The sequence below is a fragment of the Lentzea sp. NPDC092896 genome, from assembly GCF_044754905.1.
Classification (GTDB): Bacteria; Actinomycetota; Actinomycetes; order Mycobacteriales; family Pseudonocardiaceae; genus Lentzea.
This window is the reverse complement of record NZ_JBIVPX010000016.1, coordinates 27394-41994: the sequence shown is the minus strand read 5'-3', so window position 1 is coordinate 41994 and position 14601 is coordinate 27394. Positions and strand designations below refer to the sequence as shown.

The window sequence follows — 14601 nt, the reverse complement described above, 5'->3', positions numbered from 1 at the left end:
GTAAGCACAGCGCTACCAGCGGATACCCGAATGCGGCAGACGTCACCCTCGATACCTGTTACCCAAGGTAACACCTACCGCCCGCTGATCCGAGCCTTCATCGCGGCAAGCCTCGCAGCGAACTCTGGAGTGTCGATCGAAGTCACCTGTGGCGTCAGCTCGGTCTCCACCGCTTCCGCGTGGTCGTCGAGAACATCGGTCAGGCGCATCGTCGCCTTGATGGTCCGGACGAGTTCCCCTGGAGCCTCCGCGGATGCCCTGGCCAGCTCTTTTGCTACTGCCAGTGGGTCTTCGGCCTTGGCGTGGACGAGACCTTTTTCGAGCGCCTGGTCGGCGTCCAAGATCTGTCCGAAGAGCGTCATGGCCGTCGCGGTCTGCCGGTTGGTGATCCGCTGCAACATCCACGTCATACCGCCGCCGGGGTGGATGCCGAGCTGCAGGAACCGGGCGTCGAACCTCGCTTTGGGCCCGGCGATCCGCACGTCCGCGGCCAGCGCGAGGTTGAGCCCGGCGCCGACCGCCGCGCCGTTGACCGCGGCGATCGTCGGGATCTTGGCGTCGGCCACCGCGAGGAAGCCCTTGTAGATCTTCTTGAGGCCCTCGTCCTTGGAGTTGCCGAGCTGGGTGAGGTCCGCGCCGGCGCAGAACGCGGGCGGCGCACCCGTGACGATCAGCGCGTTGGCTTCCCGTTCCGCCTGGGCGACCTTGTCCGCGAGCTCCTGCGACAGGTCGATCGTCAGTGCGTTGCGCCGCTCCGGGTCGTTGATCGTGATCACCGCGACGGATTCGTCGAACTCCAGCAGAACCTCAGCCATGCCCAGAACCCTAGGGCGCCAGCGGCCGGTCCAGCAGCCGGGACAGCACGACCGTCGACACGGTCCTGTCGATGATCTCGACGGCCCTGAGACGTTCCAGCGCGGTCTCGAGGTGATGGATGTCCGCGGCCCGCAGGTGCACGATCGCGTCCGCCGCCCCAGACACCGTGTAAGCAGCGCTGACCTCGGCCATCGGCTCCAGCCGGTGCTGGATGTCGTGCGGCGCGACGTTCCCCTTGCAGTGCACCTCGACGAACGCCTCGGTACCCCACCCAAGAGCCTCCGGATCGACCACGGCCGTGAACCCCCGCAGCACCCCCGTGTCCAGCAGTTTGTCCACCCGCCGCTTCACCGCAGGCGCGCTCAACCCCACCTCCTTGCCGATCTCCGCGTAGCTGGAACGGGCGTTGGCCATGAGGCACGAAATGATTCGCTGGTCGATGCTGTCCACACGCAACATTCTGCCCTAGTTAACGCAATGTCGCGGCGTTGATCGATGGTCTAACCGCCGTTTACATTTCGATCCATGACCGTATCCATCTCCGGGCCCGGCGAGCCGATCACGCTCGACATCGCCACGCCCCTCGCGCCGACGCGCATGCCGACGTCCCGTCGGTACCTCATGTGCCCGCCGACGTACTTCACGGTGGAGTACGCCATCAACCCGTGGATGGATCCCACCCAGCCGACCAGCACGACGCTGGCCGTGGAGCAGTGGACCGCGCTCAAGGAGACCTACGAGCGCCTGGGCCACGACGTACAGGTCATCGAGCCGGTCCCCGGTCTCCCGGACATGGTGTTCTCCGCGAACAGCGGCACCGTGATCGACGGCCGAGTACTGGGCTCCCGCTTCCGAGCCGAACAACGCTCCGCCGAGGCCGACCACTTCCGCCGCTGGTTCCTGACGTCGGGCTACAACTCGGTCGTCATGCCCACCGCCGTGAACGAGGCCGAGGGCGACTTCACCTGGACCGGCTCCCTGCTGCTGGCCGGCACGGGCTTCCGCACAGACCCCCACGCACACGGCGAGGCCCAAGAGGTCCTGGGCGTGCCCGTGGTGTCGTTGCAGCTCGTCGACCCACGCTTCTACCACCTCGACGTGGCCCTGTTCATGCTCGACGACCAGTCCCCGACCCCACTGGTCGCCTACTACCCGGGAGCCTTCTCACCAGGCTCGCAGCAGGTGCTGAAGCGCCTCTTCCCGGACGCCGTCATCGCCAACGACGACGACGCCGTCTGCCTGGGTCTGAACGCGGTCTCCGACGGCAAGCACGTGGTCATGCCGTTCGAGGCGACCCACCTCGCCGAGCAGGTGGCGCGGCGCGGGTTCGAGCCCGTGCTCGTGGACATCTCGGAGCTGCGCAAGTCGGGCGGCGGCCCGAAGTGCTGCACGATGGAACTGCGCGGCTGACCTCGCCCACGCAGCCATCTAGATCTGCGCTGGTTGGCGACCTGAAACGGGTCCTGGCCAGCGCAGATCTGTTTCTGGCGGGAAGAGGCGTCCGTCACTGACCGGCACTGAACGACGGCTGTTGTCACGCTCGACGGGACCTGTTCCCAGTCCGTCTCCGGCTTAGTCCGGGCGACAGGCTCTCTCCTGGAGCGAAGCGGAGCAGGGACGAGGGACCGGGGAGGTGTGGTCGGCTCTGTAGACGAGTCACATCGCCCTATCCTCGATTCCCGCGCACCCTCCTGGCAGAGCTCGACGACGCCCTGCTCTTTGCACTGTCGGGAACTGCGACGTTTCCTGTTGCGCACGTCGTTGGGAAACCGGAAACCCTATTCGTTGCCGCGGACCTCAACCTCGATGAGGGCACCTCCGGCGCCCAGGAAACCGTCAGTCAGTCTGGCCAATGTCGCTGTCGGTGGCAGGCGTCCGTTCTCCACCTTGGACAGGTATCCCTTCGAGTAATGCACCACGTTCGCCAATTGGCTCAGCGACATTCCTGCCTCCACCCGCCTTCTGCGCAGCTCCGCGCCGAAGTCAGCGCCCGGACCTGCGGTGTTGACCCACGCTCGCCGATCCTGGACGGTCCGGCGACCCCCGACGACTTCTGCTTCACAGTCATCGCGACGTGCCATCCAGTACGGCAAATCCCGTTCGACGTCGGGTGACCACGCGTGCACGATTGCGGCGATCGTCTGCCTCGAAGGAAGCACTTTCCCGCGCATTGCCGCGAAGATCGCGGCACGGCCCACCCCGCTCCTCCCGACCATGGCGTCGACCGAGTGCGGCCGTCCTGGTGGAGCGCTGCTGCGCAACCGCCGGAGGTCCAATGCGAGGCGGGCAATCGCTCCGTCGCTGGTGGAGAGGGGTGTACGTCGCGCCGGCAACATAGCCTCCCAGTCTGATGTCTTTTCTAGTATCAGCATGTCTATCCGTGTTGCCGCAGGTCAACCCACGTTGTTGGATAGAAACACCTCGACTCAGGAAACCTTGTCCCATCCGGACAGGCCCGAGGAGCGTGGACAGATCGATCGTACAGGTACGCCGCCGTCAGCCCGGCCAGAGCACAACGGCGGCGCACCCGAATCAGCCCCCGAAAGGACCTGCAATGAAGAGTAGTTCCTCAGGGCCGCTCAGTCGGCTCGCGGCAGTGCAACACTCGGCGCGGGACGCGCTCGGCGTCGTCGGCTTGGCGCTGTTCGTGATCCTTGCCTGCGTCGTGACCAAGACAAGTGCTGCTGTCGTCTACGCCCTCGCAGTGCTCCTTGGCGTCGCTGTGCTGCTGATCATCGTCACGTGCTGCCTCGTTGCCCCGCGCGTGGACGAGAAGCCTCGTCGGAACGGGAAGAAGCTTCCCTAACTGTTGGCACTGGACAGTTAAGGGAAGAGAACCCGTCGTTGGGCGTAGCGGCAGATCATCGGCCTTATTGCCTGAGCTCCAAACGCCGCACGACGGAGATCAGAGACTGATCACCCTGCGGCTGGCGGATGTGTTGATGCTGACCTGCGGAAGTCGAACTGCAGGTCAGCATCACGGTGGGACAGCGATCTCAGTCGTGCTTAGATCTGGCCGGCCAGCGGGAGCCCATTCGCGGTCGGAGCATTGTCTTCGCGACAGTTTCGAGCTCGTCGAGGCGGGAGGCGCTGATGTCGTCACGTAGCGCCAACGCCATCACAGCTGGCCATTGGCTCCGTCGTTCCGGCTTTTGGAGGTGTGCTGCCAGCCGTCTATGCAGAGGCCTTCGAGTCTGGCCTACGTAAAACCATGTCAGCCCTTCAGGCACCGCGTAGATTTTAGGTCCGCCGAGGTTGGGGACTGTGCTGAGTTGCAAGGGGGCTGGCGCGAATTCGTACAGCCGCCAAGGCTGGGCATTATCGCGCAAGTCGGGTGCAGCTTCCGCCACTAGCGCTGTCCATGAGGCCGCGAGGGGATGCGATGCAGACAGGTTCACCTCTCGTCCTCGACATCTTCTTCATCATCGATGACCGCGGCATCGTCCGTGATCGGGGACCTAGCTGGGGGCCGTAGGATGTAGAGCTTGCCTCCGAGCGTGCGAGCACAATCCTCCAACGGCGCCCAGGTCGAGTGGTCGACCAAGATCGGCTGAAGGCTTCCATCGAGGTTGCCGAGACTCTCAAGCGACTCGAGAGTGTTCACGGCCGTGTTCAGCGACATGCTGAGCTCCTCGCGTAGGCGCTCGGCCTTGCGCTGCCGGGTCTCGATACCAGCCCTTTTCTTCTCCTTGTCCATCTCCTTCTTCGCGTTCTGTGCCTCGACAGCGCGCTGCGGATCAGAGATTGCGAGTACCTCGTACGCGGTGAGTCGTTCGGGCTGTCCTGTGTTGTCCATACGGATGGCGCTGGGCGTTTCCGGAATGACACTGGGCACGACGTAGCCACCATCCTGCGGCTTGCGTAGGAGTTCCTGCGGGGTGAAGGAGTTGATGGCCTTCTTGTCGGGAGTGAAGGCGTTGGCCGCTCGCGCCAGGAGCCAAAGACCGGCCTCGCTGTTGCCAAGCCTGGCAACCACCTCGCTCACGTTGGCCCGGAAGGGAACCTCGCCAACCGCGACTGCCGAGCCCGTGTTGCTCATCAGCAGCTTGTCGGTGACCAAGGCGATACCGCCAGCGACCTGCAGAGTTGCCCGGGCGTTCTCGTCGCCAGCCAGGGCTTTCGGGACAAGAGAGGTGAAGTCAGTGGTCGCTACCGGGGTCCAATCCCAGTCCAAGAGATTGTGCGGGATCGGCCCTCCGTTATTCCATGCGCGGCGTGCCTGCTGTTGCGTGTGTTGCTTTGTTGATCGCCAGGGTAGGTCGATCAAGGTCATCAGATGGCTGACGTAGGTCTTTCGCTCGATGCGGGAAATTCCTAGTAGTTCCCGCATGTGTGTCTTGATCCCATTGAACTCGGTCGGGCTGCACAGCCAGGCCACGAGGCACACTGCACGCCAAAGCGCGGTAGCTGGAAAATCCGCACCGAACACCATCGGAACGTCACTGATGGGGCGATAGCCTGAGGCGATCTCGGCAACACCGAGGTCGAGATGCTCATCGTGGACTGCGCGCGGAAGAGCGCGCAGGATGGCCACACTGTCTGAGGCGCTTTGGTCCCAGGGCTCAAACTCACCGTGCACACTGCTGACGAGAGCTTGAATGGCGTCGTCGAATTGCTGCTCGACCGGGACAGTTGCGGCTCCCGCTAGGGCGAAGCTGACTACCAACTGAACTGGCACAATCAGTGCTTGACCGATGCGGATTGCTTCCTCGGTAGGCGTGCCGGTGGCCATGCCGACGGCGTACTGCGCGCGCAGCTTCCGCTGTTGCTCGTCGCGTCCTCGCGCGCGCATCGCTGTTTCCGTGTCATCCGAGCGCCGGCCGCGTTTGGACGCCAATAGCGTCGCTGCGATCACCTCTGCCAGCTCATCGGCCGTCAGGTCCGGATAGATGGTTCGCCAGCACGACGTCACGCGGGTGAGGCCATCTCGCACCACCGTGATGTCGAAACCTTCCCCTGACTCGAACTCGATGCGAGCGACGTGTGCCAGTACAGGTCGCGAGACTCGCTTGGCGAGGATGCTCGAGGAGTAGTCGCGCCCGAGCGTCAGCGTCTGTCGCACCGTCTGCGCGACCTGGGCGATCAGGTGTTCCTCATCCTCAAATCGGAACACCATCGTCGCGTCGGCCGACTCGAGACCGGGCTCGTCAGAATCCTCAGCGACGATGCCATCGGTGAGCGGAGGCGACACGTTGCGGGGTGCGCCGCTGGCCCTTGGCTGCACTAGTGGCAGCAGCTCGGTCAGGTAGGCCGACTGCTGCACGATCATCAGCAGCGAGGGACCGATCAGCTCCTGCGTAAGCAGGTCGTTGTCTACCGCTTTAGCTGCCGTCCAAGGATCGACTAGAGGGCGAGCTGCGGCGTGGAGGGCGTCCTCGTCGAGAGCAAGCTCCTTCCGCCGGCCTGCCCGGACGAAAGCGACGCGGTCTTTGGCTGGAGCGACCTCGGGCAACGCGTCCCGAAAGTTGGTGATGGTAATCGGCTCATCGTCCACAGTGAGGACGAGAGGGTCCATTCGAGGCAGGTCGCGGGTGCTCGCACCAGCAGGCGTTGATGCCACGACTATCTACTTTCTGGCCGTCACATACGCACGCAATCAGCCCGATGCTGAGGTGCGCCGCCAGGCTCAGAGAACACTCTGAGGTACCGGCCGCGGGGACGGCTCGTTCCGCGCAGCGTCGTCCCTGTCCAGTCCACATCAACATGTTGACCGCGGTGCGCTCGGGAAGCATCTGGCTTCCTGTTCCACCACGTCATCACGGCGGCTAGACCGCCACCAGGACTGAATTCCTGGGTAGATGCTTCCCGGCCAGCGAGGGCGCGAGGCTGGAGACGCTAGCAGGGCAGGTGCACCGATGGCCATCTGTTGTGCCCGTTGCGCGTGACATGGGGGAGCTCGGCAGATCCACCATAAGAACTTGGCTGATGGGCGGAGACAGGTGTGCTTGGCACATGTCGTAAGCAAGTAGCGTCCACGCGATGCGGGACGGTTGCGGGACACGAACAGCCTTTCCTGGAATACCTGCAGGTGAAAGGCCTGGCGAGGCCGTGGTCAAACGCCGCACGATGGAACTCCGGGGCTGACAGGTTCGCGGGCTTGATCTGCGCTCGGTGAAAGCACTCGGCTTCACCAGCGCAGATCAGTCGCGTAGGAGCGTTCCGCCGAACCCTCGCGTCAACATCCCGATTCCCGGACGAGTCACACGCTCTGCAGCGGCGGGTACGGCTCGTCGGGCTTTGACGGGGGAGTGAGCTTGACGTTCAGCGCCTGAGCTTCCTGAAGCTGGTCTTCCAGGGTGACGATGCGGCACGCCGCATCCAATCCCGTGCCCTGGTCGACCATCGCACGCACACGGGCGGCGAGACGCAGCTGGTAACGGCTGTACCGGCGGTGGCCGCCGGCCGAGCGCTGCGGCTCGATGAGCTTCGCCTCGTCCAAGCTGCGCAGGAAGTTCGCCGACGTGCCGAGCAGTTCCGCGGCCCGGCCCATCGAGTAGGCGGGGTAGTGCTCGTCGTCGAACTTCTCGGCTGTGGTCTGCGGTTCGTTGTTCGCAGATTCGTTGGTGCCTGGGGTCATCGCGCCTCCGCATCACGAGGGGCCCCGATGCCGTAGCACCGGGGCCCCAGGGTTGTTGGGTTTCACTTCCACCTAGCCGACCGTGAGATCGGCATCCTCTGTCCGCATGCCCAGTACTCGAAGCGGGCGCTGCGGGGATCGCGTGTGCGTAACCGAAGACCACCTTCCAATCTGATGGAACCGCGGTACCCGTCCGGCCGAGTTCAGCCGAAGGCGGGCGATCCGATGGTGTGCAACCCTTCCCTTCTCCTCTGATTACTGACTTTTCTCTTCTCACGTGGCTGTCGGCACCGGACCTCATGCACATGCCGGACTCACCTCACCGACAACCCTTGGTCACCTGCCAGAACCCCTTCCACTGATCGGCTCCGGCACATCTGACCGTCCTGCACTTGCAACTCGTACTTCAACTGCGCACTGCACTTGCTGATCGCTCGGCCGTCGGTCCGGTCTTCTTGCGCACTGCTGACCGACCGCCCTTGGTCACCTGCCTGGAGCCCTACACCTGCGGCTCCGGCACATCTGACTGTCTTGCGCACATCTCACGGGTAGTTCGTCATCTCCCGTGCAATGTTATCTCTCGTCCAACGAGGAGAACACTACACGCGCTCGGAAGAGGATGTCTACCTCCGCGAGCATAGATTTCCTCTTTCGGGTGACGTAGCTGCGCTCACCTGGCCCCAAAACGACGTTGTGAGCTGCGATGTCACGTGCTGTGCTCACCTGGTGAGCGCGGAATCTCCTGCAACCAGCGGCAGGTGGGAGTGGCCCACCGACAGGTTGACCGCGTTGCGGCTCGGGCAGCGACTGGTCGCCGAGGTGGCGGCTTCCCGGTCAGGCCGTCGAGCATTCGTCGACGTCAGGCCTCACCGCACTCCGGCAGACACCGCGGCCGCCGGCGAAGGATGGAAACGAGCCGACCAAGCCCGCACCTTCACACTGCAGCACTGGGACTACGAGGCCGAGCGCCTCGACGGCTACGACTACGACATCGGGGCAGTCCTGATCAAATCCGCGACCGTCGTCGGCGAGCTGGAACTGACCACGGCTCTTGGTGAGTGGGGCCTGCACCCGGAACTCTTCGCCTACCCGTGGCACTCCGACGACCCGACATGAGCGGCAAAGCCGGATCTCGCCCTCAGGCCTCCAACGCCCACCGCACGTACCGCATCGTCGCCGCGAATCCGGCTCTCTCGAAGATGCCGAACGCCCCGGACGAGTTCGCCGAGTCGACGCTCAGCAGCGCCCGGTCGTACCCCTGGTCGACGGCCGCCCGCAGCGCGTGCCCGAGCAACGCGCTCGCGACCCCTTGCTTCCGGTGCTCCGGCAGCGTCCCGATCACCATGAAATGCGCGTCGCGGACTCCGGTGGCCTCCGTGTCGGCCTCCCAGTTCATCGTCACCAGCACGCCGGCCGCGGCCCCGCCGGCATCGCGCAGCAGGAAGCTGACCGAGGGCCGGAACGTCTGGTTGGTGACCTTGTTCTTCCACAGCTCCACGGGCATCGGCACGGAGCCCCAGTTCTCGCGGTAGGCCTCGTTCCGCACGAGCCGGAACTCCTCGTCGGTCGCCTCCGACCACGGCTCGATCCGCGACCCGTCAGGCCTGCCCACGTCGGCCGACGTTTGTGCGTCGGAGCGGGTGAGAGGTCGCCACGTGAGGCCTTCGCGCATGCGACGACCGTAAATAGGCCTGTGCGGGCTGTCGCACCGATTTCGTGCCGGATGAAAGCCTTGGCCACATGGATGCTCGCGCCATCGCCACGTCGGCCCTCGGCCGGGACCCTGGTCCGCTCACGCCGGTGAGCAGCCGTTCGCACCATGTGTACGGGGGTGCCGACGTCGTGGTGAAGCTCATCGCCGCAGACGACCACTCACGGCTGGACCGGGAGATCGCACTCGCGCCGCACCTGCCGCCGGGGCTGACGGCTCCGCTGCTGGCGAGCGGGCAGCAGCACGACGTCCGCTACGCCTGCTACACCCGCGTCCCCGGCACCGCGCCAGGCATGCACCTCCCCAACACCAGCGAACGGGCCGCGCTCGATCTGGCCCGGCAGGCGATCGAACGACTCGAGGCCCTGCACGCCTGGACGCCTCCGGAACCGGCCGGGCGGGTCCTGGCCGAGGTCCTGGACCACGGCGGCTTCGCCGGCAGGGACGCACTCGTCGCCCAGACCGAGAAACTTGAAATCCCGCCGAACGTGCGAGACGGCCTGAAAGCGATCGCGGCACGCGCACCAGAGCACGTGCGGAACACCGTCCCGGTCCACGCGGACTGCCACTGGGGCAACTGGCTCGCGAACGGCACCGAGCTGACCGCGCTGCTGGACTTCGAGTGGGCCCGCTTCGGCGACCCGCTCGACGACTGGTTCTTCCTGGCCAGGTTCAGCGGCCCGCACCTGCACGCCGTGCTCGGCCTCATCGCTCAAGAGACCGGGATCCCGTTGGACGACCTTCGCGTGGAGTGCGAGGTGCGGGAGGCGTCGCACCTGATCGCCGACCTTCCCTTCGACCAGGCGAGAGTCCTGAAACTCCTGGAACAGCTCGTGGCCGGCATCTGGTGGCCGCAGTAACTTCGGACGGTGCCCAACATCCTCGCGATCGGCTTCGATCCCCACACCATCCCCGGCTTCGACCCCGCGCCCGTCGCCGCCGGCATCAAGCAGGGCAGCAAGGCGTTCGCCGAACTCGGCCTCACCGAGGACCTCTTCCTCATCGACTTCGAGGAACTGGACGGCCGCGCCCAGGCCAAGCTCGTCGAGAAACTCGAGAGCAGGCAGTACGACGCCGTCCTGATCGGCGGTGGCATCCGCAAGGGAACGGGTCTGCTGGAGCTCTTCCAGACCGTGGTCAACCTCGTGCACTGGCACCAGCCGGACGCCGCTATCGCCTTCAACGAGAGCCCCAGCGACAGTCCGGACTGGGTCCTCAAGGCTCTGGAGCAGAAGCGGAAGAGTTAACCCACAACATCGGGTGAACCGGAAACGCCGCCCCTCCGTACCCCTCTCCAGAGCCAGAAAAACGCTGTCCAGCGATCAAGTCCACGCAGGTCAGCACCCCGCACCCCGATAACACCACGAAGCGTGACCGCATCACTCGATCGCGTGGTCGTGAACGTAACCCATAACGAGAGCCGGGCTAGCAGCGAACTAACAGACAGCTCCGCCAGTTCGTCAGGAGGCAACGATGAACTTACGCAGGACTCACAAGGCTCGTTGACTGTCTGTCAGCAACGGATAGCCCAACCCATCGGAAACGTGACGAGAGTCACCCATCGGGCGCTCAAGCTTGCCTGCGCTCGTGACGCGAGGTTACGTTCTCGCCCGCCGATAACGGTTTGGTCACCGGCAGGACACAGGAACCACAGCACCAAGGGTCCAAAGTCCCCCGGAAACCCCCGCCCGGGTTTGCCGGAGACCAAGCTCCCCGACGCAGGAGGCTCCCCCTTGGCCCGGCACAGCAAAGCCGATGGCCGAACCGTGTACACGGTCGTGCCCATGCAAGAAGTCAAGCCCGGCGCTCACCGCGTCGAGGACGACAAGGTCCCGCTCGCTCACCGGGTGAGCGCGATCCTCGTCGCCGCTGGTGTCGCCGCCGGCACCGCAGCCATCGCCAACGCCGCCACCAGCGGTTCCTCGACGGAACTCGCCGCGGGCGCTGCTGAGCTGGGTGCTCTCCCCGACCAGCAGGCCAAGACGATCCAGACGGTGCACGACGTCAACCCGGGCAACCAGGTCGGCCGCCTTCTGCAGTTCCAGCAGATGTACGCGCAGCAGACGTTCGAGCAGGCCACCAAGGCCGCCGCGGACGCGCACGCCCAGCGTGAGGCCGCCGCCAAGGCCGAGGCCGAGCGCCAGATCGAGATGCGCAAGCCCGCCAAGCAGCGCGAGGTCGAGGGCTGGATCAAGGACGCCATCAAGGTCCTGCAGGCCAACGGCACCAACATCGACAACAACAGCGTCGACGAGATCTACACGATCATCATGAAGGAGTCGAACGGCAACCCCAACGCCGTCAACAACTGGGACTCCAACGCGATGAGGGGCACGCCGTCCAAGGGTCTGATGCAGTGCATCGACCCGACGTTCAACGCCTACAAGCTGGCCGGCTACGACAACATCCTCGCGCCGGTCGACAACATCATCGCGGGCGTTCGCTACACCTACGCACGTTACGGCGGCTTCCAAAACCACCCGGGTCTGGTCAGCATGGGCCTTGGTGGCGGGTACCGGGGGTACTAAAGAAGCCAAACACGCCGTGTCGGGGTGCGTAAAACCTATCGGCGGACGATGCTGTCAATCAGGTTCACCCACAAGCATGGCGGCCCTAGCGGGCACACGCCCGGTAGTGCTCCCATCGAACGCGATCCCCGAACGCAGGGAGTGGCCGATGAACGAGCAACAGGCACGCGACGACGAGCTGGAGAAGATCCGCTCGGAGGCGACGAGTTGGCTGGCCAAGATGGCCAAAGCCCAGCATCGTCCCAACGTCGAGCAACGCAGGCCTGAGCACGACGCCATGACACCCGCGAAGAAGTAGGCAGGAAACAGCAGAGCGCCTCGGCTACGGCCGGGGCGCTTCTGCTTTGAAGGCCGACCACAGCAGGTTCAGCGGATGGTCCGCCGGATGCTTCGCCAGTTCGTCCGTTCGGGCGAAAACGCCCACAAGCCGCTCCATTGAGTCATCTGCGAGCTCGACGACCCGGAGGCCGCCTCCCTCCCGGAGCTCGTTGTTCGACGCCACCACGCCCAAACCAGACGTCACGATCATGGCTCCCTGGACGAGGTTGGAGCGCAGCAGCGAGATGCCGTACTGGATCTCGTCGATCTCGGCCGCGATGTCGAGCCCCTGCCGGTAGTCCGGCCCGAACCAGCCCTTCAGGAACTCCGCGATCAGCCCCGCCCCCGGCACGACCAACGGCACCGACCTCAGCTGAGGTACCCGCACACGGTCGCCGACAACCGTCTCCGGCAGGTTCGTCAGCAACGCGAGGCCGCCGCGCCGCCACTCGATCACGTCGAACTCCGGCCGCTCCCAGCCCGCGCCGGCCCGCGTCACGACGCTGCCGCACACGACGTCGACCTCGCGCGTCTCCAGCTTCGTCCAGATGTCCTTGGTGCGGATGTGCACGACCTTGAGGTCCACGTCGCGTTCGCGGAACTCGTCCGACACGTGGTGCCACGCCTTCGCGAGCGTGTCCAGCATGTATCGCGTCGTGCCCACGGTGACGGTCGTGCCGAGCTTGCGGCGGCACTCGTGAATTCCGTCGAGCCACTCCGCGAGCGTCTCTCGCGCCAATTCGACGAGCGACTCACCAGTCGGCGTGAACAGCACGTCCTTTCCGCGTCCCTGCTTCACCACGAGCGCTTCGCCGCACAGTTCCAGGAAGTTCCTGTTCAACGTGTCGAGCTGCTTCTGCACGCTCGACTGCTCGCGTCCCAGCGCCCTCGCGGCGCGTAGGGCCGAACGGGTCTCGTGCACGGTCAGCAGGGTCCTGAGCTGGTCCATCGTGGTATCCAGTAGAGCACCGGGCATGTTCAGCAAACGGTGCAGCGAGGTGCTGGTCGGAAGCACCAACTGGGACGAGCCGGACATCGAGACCCTCTCTGATGTTCTACTGATCAGTTGAACTGAACTTGACCACATTTCGCCGACAAATTATCTGCAGATCCTGTCGGCAAATCCCTGGACACTTATAGCGCGGGTGTACAAAACTATCCGCGGCGACCACGCGTGGGAGCCGATTCCGGGGGGAATCATTGGGGGGTGGGGGTCCGCCAGCGCAAGCCGGTGGGCCCCCAAGTATTACCCTCGCCAGTTGTGACGGCTTCCGCTCGCCTGGACTGGGGTACCACCTACCAGGTCACCGTGCTCGAACTCGGACTCGCCTGCTGCGGAGTCGAAGTGATGGCAGCTCTCGACCGCCTTCCCGACCTCGGCGTCACGCCGGTCGACGGCGCGGGCGAGGCGCACGTTCTCGTTGTCTCCGGCACCGTCACGGACGTCATGTTGCCTGCTGTCCTCCGCAGTTACGAGGCCATGCCCGAACCCCGTTACGTGATCTCCGTGGGCGCCTGCAGCAACACCGGCGGCCCGTACTGGGATTCCTACAGCGTCACCAAGGGGATCGACCAGGCCCTGCCCGTCCACGTCGCCGTTCCCGGCTGCCCGCCGCGGCCTGAAGCGCTGCTCGAAGGTCTCAAGGCGCTGCATGGACTGGTGAACGCGTGACCACCCCGAAGACCGCGTTCGGTCAGACCGTTCACCACGTGGAGCTCGCCGACTGGCTCACCACGGCCGCAGCCCACCACGAGCAGGGCTTCGTGATGTTCGACTGGCTCGGCGTCGAGGACGCGGGCCGGCCGGGCGCCGCGGGTCAGCGCCACGCGGTGTTCCTGCACGTCATCAACCCGCAGACGCGCGAGGGCGTGATGCTGCGGACCGAGATCGCGGAGACCGACGCGTTGCCGAGCGTCGCCCACCTCTGGAGGGGCAGCCTCTGGCACGAACGCGAGGCCGCGGAGATGTTCGGCATCGCCGTCGACGGCGAGCCCGAACACCTGCTGCTGCCCAAGAGCTTCCAGGGCCACCCGCTGCGCAAGGACTTCGTGCTGGCTTCACGAGTCGTGCGTCCCTGGCCGGGCGCCCTCGAACCGGGCGAGGACAACACGAGCGCACCGAGCCGCCGCCGCACCGCACCACCTGGCGTTCCGGACCCGTCCTGGGGTCCGCGCCGCGAAGAGGAGAGCACGTCGTGACGAACCTTCCACCGCGCACGAGGGGCGTCATCGCGCTGCTGGAGGCGAACTGCACGGTCTGCATGATCTGCGCGCGCGAGTGCCCCGACTGGTGCATCCACATCACGTCGCACACCGAGGTCGAGGAGCAGCCCGGCAGCGCCCGCCCGCGCAGCCGCAACGTGCTCGACCGGTTCGCGATCGACTACGGCCAGTGTCTGTACTGCGGCATCTGCGTCGAGGTCTGCCCGTTCGACGCCCTGCACTGGGCGCCGGAGTTCGGCTATCCGGGCACGGGCTCGATCGACGGCGAGGGTGCCGTCGCGGAGCTCGTCCACGAGCGGGACGTCCTGTCCACCTGGGTCGAGAAGGTGCCACCGCCGCCCCGGCTCGACCCCGCTGCGGAGGCCGCGCCCGAAACGGCGACAGGAACTGGACGACGGCCCGGTTCGTTGAGGGGTAGGACGTAAAAC

At 65.4% G+C, this 14601-nt stretch carries 16 protein-coding genes and 1 pseudogene; 10 read left to right on the top strand and 7 right to left on the bottom strand.

Translation table 11 applies throughout. From position 1 onward, the window contains the following. Positions 1-74 precede the first annotated feature (74 nt). Both ACIQF0_RS45185 and ACIQF0_RS45180 read right to left on the bottom strand, forming a co-directional pair. Positions 75-815, bottom strand: coding sequence for an enoyl-CoA hydratase (locus ACIQF0_RS45185; RefSeq protein WP_401040873.1), 741 nt, complete (start codon positions 813-815; stop codon positions 75-77). 10 nt (positions 816-825) lie between these two features. Next, positions 826-1266 (bottom strand): Lrp/AsnC family transcriptional regulator, encoded by a 441-nt coding sequence (locus ACIQF0_RS45180; protein ID WP_035913697.1) that lies wholly within the window; start codon positions 1264-1266, stop codon positions 826-828. A gap of 147 nt (positions 1267-1413) precedes the next feature. On the opposite strand from ACIQF0_RS45180, the gene ddaH reads away from it, so the two are divergent. After that, positions 1414-2226, top strand: coding sequence for a dimethylargininase (gene ddaH, locus ACIQF0_RS45175; RefSeq protein WP_401041112.1), 813 nt, complete (start codon positions 1414-1416; stop codon positions 2224-2226). A gap of 368 nt (positions 2227-2594) precedes the next feature. Here the strand turns inward: ddaH and ACIQF0_RS45170 are convergent, their stop codons facing one another. Then, the gene (locus ACIQF0_RS45170; RefSeq protein ID WP_401040869.1) at positions 2595-3014 is read right to left on the bottom strand and encodes a helix-turn-helix domain-containing protein; all 420 of its coding nucleotides are present in this window, start codon (positions 3012-3014) and stop codon (positions 2595-2597) included. 356 nt (positions 3015-3370) lie between these two features. Here ACIQF0_RS45170 and ACIQF0_RS45165 point away from each other — a divergent pair, with 356 nt between their 5' ends. Next, positions 3371-3622: a hypothetical protein gene (locus ACIQF0_RS45165; protein ID WP_401040867.1), complete on the top strand. Its 252-nt coding sequence runs from the start codon at positions 3371-3373 to the stop codon at positions 3620-3622. A 588-nt stretch (positions 3623-4210) separates the two neighbouring features. On the opposite strand, the gene ACIQF0_RS45160 is transcribed toward ACIQF0_RS45165, so the two are convergent. Together ACIQF0_RS45160 and ACIQF0_RS45155 are read right to left on the bottom strand one after the other, a co-directional pair. Beyond that, positions 4211-6310, bottom strand: a complete 2100-nt coding sequence (locus ACIQF0_RS45160; protein ID WP_401040864.1) for a hypothetical protein — start codon at positions 6308-6310, stop codon at positions 4211-4213. A gap of 705 nt (positions 6311-7015) precedes the next feature. Then, positions 7016-7393: a MerR family transcriptional regulator gene (locus ACIQF0_RS45155; protein WP_401040862.1), complete on the bottom strand. Its 378-nt coding sequence runs from the start codon at positions 7391-7393 to the stop codon at positions 7016-7018. Positions 7394-8119: 726 nt separating this feature from the next. On the opposite strand from ACIQF0_RS45155, the gene ACIQF0_RS45150 reads away from it, so the two are divergent. Further along, on the top strand, positions 8120-8509 hold the full coding sequence (locus ACIQF0_RS45150; RefSeq protein WP_401040859.1) for a hypothetical protein: 390 nt from the start codon (positions 8120-8122) through the stop codon (positions 8507-8509). A gap of 22 nt (positions 8510-8531) precedes the next feature. Here the strand turns inward: ACIQF0_RS45150 and ACIQF0_RS45145 are convergent, their stop codons facing one another. Then, entirely contained in the window at positions 8532-9065 is a 534-nt protein-coding gene (locus tag ACIQF0_RS45145) for a GNAT family N-acetyltransferase (RefSeq protein WP_401040857.1), read from the bottom strand. Positions 9066-9133: 68 nt separating this feature from the next. Here ACIQF0_RS45145 and ACIQF0_RS45140 point away from each other — a divergent pair, with 68 nt between their 5' ends. The 4 genes and pseudogenes from ACIQF0_RS45140 to ACIQF0_RS45125 all read left to right on the top strand — a co-directional run bounded on the left by ACIQF0_RS45140 (position 9134) and on the right by ACIQF0_RS45125 (position 11930). Further along, complete coding sequence (locus ACIQF0_RS45140) at positions 9134-9964, top strand: phosphotransferase family protein (RefSeq protein ID WP_401040854.1); 831 nt, start codon at positions 9134-9136, stop codon at positions 9962-9964. A 9-nt stretch (positions 9965-9973) separates the two neighbouring features. Further along, entirely contained in the window at positions 9974-10351 is a 378-nt protein-coding gene (locus ACIQF0_RS45135) for a hypothetical protein (RefSeq protein ID WP_401040851.1), read from the top strand. Between the two features lie 930 nt (positions 10352-11281). Continuing rightward, positions 11282-11632, top strand: a pseudogene (locus ACIQF0_RS45130) (transglycosylase SLT domain-containing protein); the annotation flags it as partial. 148 nt (positions 11633-11780) lie between these two features. After that, positions 11781-11930, top strand: a complete 150-nt coding sequence (locus ACIQF0_RS45125) for a hypothetical protein (RefSeq protein WP_157512956.1) — start codon at positions 11781-11783, stop codon at positions 11928-11930. 24 nt (positions 11931-11954) lie between these two features. Here ACIQF0_RS45125 and ACIQF0_RS45120 read toward each other — a convergent pair whose 3' ends face one another. Then, a complete protein-coding gene (locus tag ACIQF0_RS45120) occupies positions 11955-12986 on the bottom strand; it encodes a LysR family transcriptional regulator (RefSeq protein ID WP_401040848.1) in 1032 nt (343 codons plus the stop codon). A 225-nt stretch (positions 12987-13211) separates the two neighbouring features. Here ACIQF0_RS45120 and ACIQF0_RS45115 point away from each other — a divergent pair, with 225 nt between their 5' ends. From ACIQF0_RS45115 to ACIQF0_RS45105, 3 genes are read left to right on the top strand one after another with little or no spacing between them, the layout of a single operon-like run. Continuing rightward, positions 13212-13622 (top strand): NADH-quinone oxidoreductase subunit B, encoded by a 411-nt coding sequence (locus tag ACIQF0_RS45115; RefSeq protein WP_191298138.1) that lies wholly within the window; start codon positions 13212-13214, stop codon positions 13620-13622. Further along, positions 13619-14149 carry an NADH-quinone oxidoreductase subunit C gene (locus ACIQF0_RS45110; RefSeq protein ID WP_401040844.1) on the top strand — a complete coding sequence of 177 codons (531 nt, stop codon included), beginning with the start codon at positions 13619-13621 and terminating at the stop codon, positions 14147-14149. Before ACIQF0_RS45115 ends, ACIQF0_RS45110 begins: the two co-directional genes overlap by 4 nt. Then, positions 14146-14598 carry a 4Fe-4S binding protein gene (locus ACIQF0_RS45105; RefSeq protein ID WP_360047053.1) on the top strand — a complete coding sequence of 151 codons (453 nt, stop codon included), beginning with the start codon at positions 14146-14148 and terminating at the stop codon, positions 14596-14598. The genes ACIQF0_RS45110 and ACIQF0_RS45105 overlap by 4 nt, the downstream gene beginning before the upstream one ends. Positions 14599-14601: the final 3 nt, after the last annotated feature.

What these genes read in the sequence shown, in the direction of transcription:
- ACIQF0_RS45185 (WP_401040873.1), bottom strand. Translation starts at nt 815, where the DNA reads ATGGCTGAGGTTCTGCTGGAGTTCGACGAATCCGTCGCGGTGATCACG.
- ddaH (WP_401041112.1), top strand. Translation starts at nt 1,414, where the DNA reads ATGCCGACGTCCCGTCGGTACCTCATGTGCCCGCCGACGTACTTCACG.
- ACIQF0_RS45165 (WP_401040867.1), top strand. Translation starts at nt 3,371, where the DNA reads ATGAAGAGTAGTTCCTCAGGGCCGCTCAGTCGGCTCGCGGCAGTGCAA.
- ACIQF0_RS45155 (WP_401040862.1), bottom strand. Translation starts at nt 7,393, where the DNA reads ATGACCCCAGGCACCAACGAATCTGCGAACAACGAACCGCAGACCACA.
- ACIQF0_RS45145 (WP_401040857.1), bottom strand. Translation starts at nt 9,065, where the DNA reads ATGCGCGAAGGCCTCACGTGGCGACCTCTCACCCGCTCCGACGCACAA.
- ACIQF0_RS45140 (WP_401040854.1), top strand. Translation starts at nt 9,134, where the DNA reads ATGGATGCTCGCGCCATCGCCACGTCGGCCCTCGGCCGGGACCCTGGT.
- ACIQF0_RS45125 (WP_157512956.1), top strand. Translation starts at nt 11,781, where the DNA reads ATGAACGAGCAACAGGCACGCGACGACGAGCTGGAGAAGATCCGCTCG.
- ACIQF0_RS45120 (WP_401040848.1), bottom strand. Translation starts at nt 12,986, where the DNA reads ATGTCCGGCTCGTCCCAGTTGGTGCTTCCGACCAGCACCTCGCTGCAC.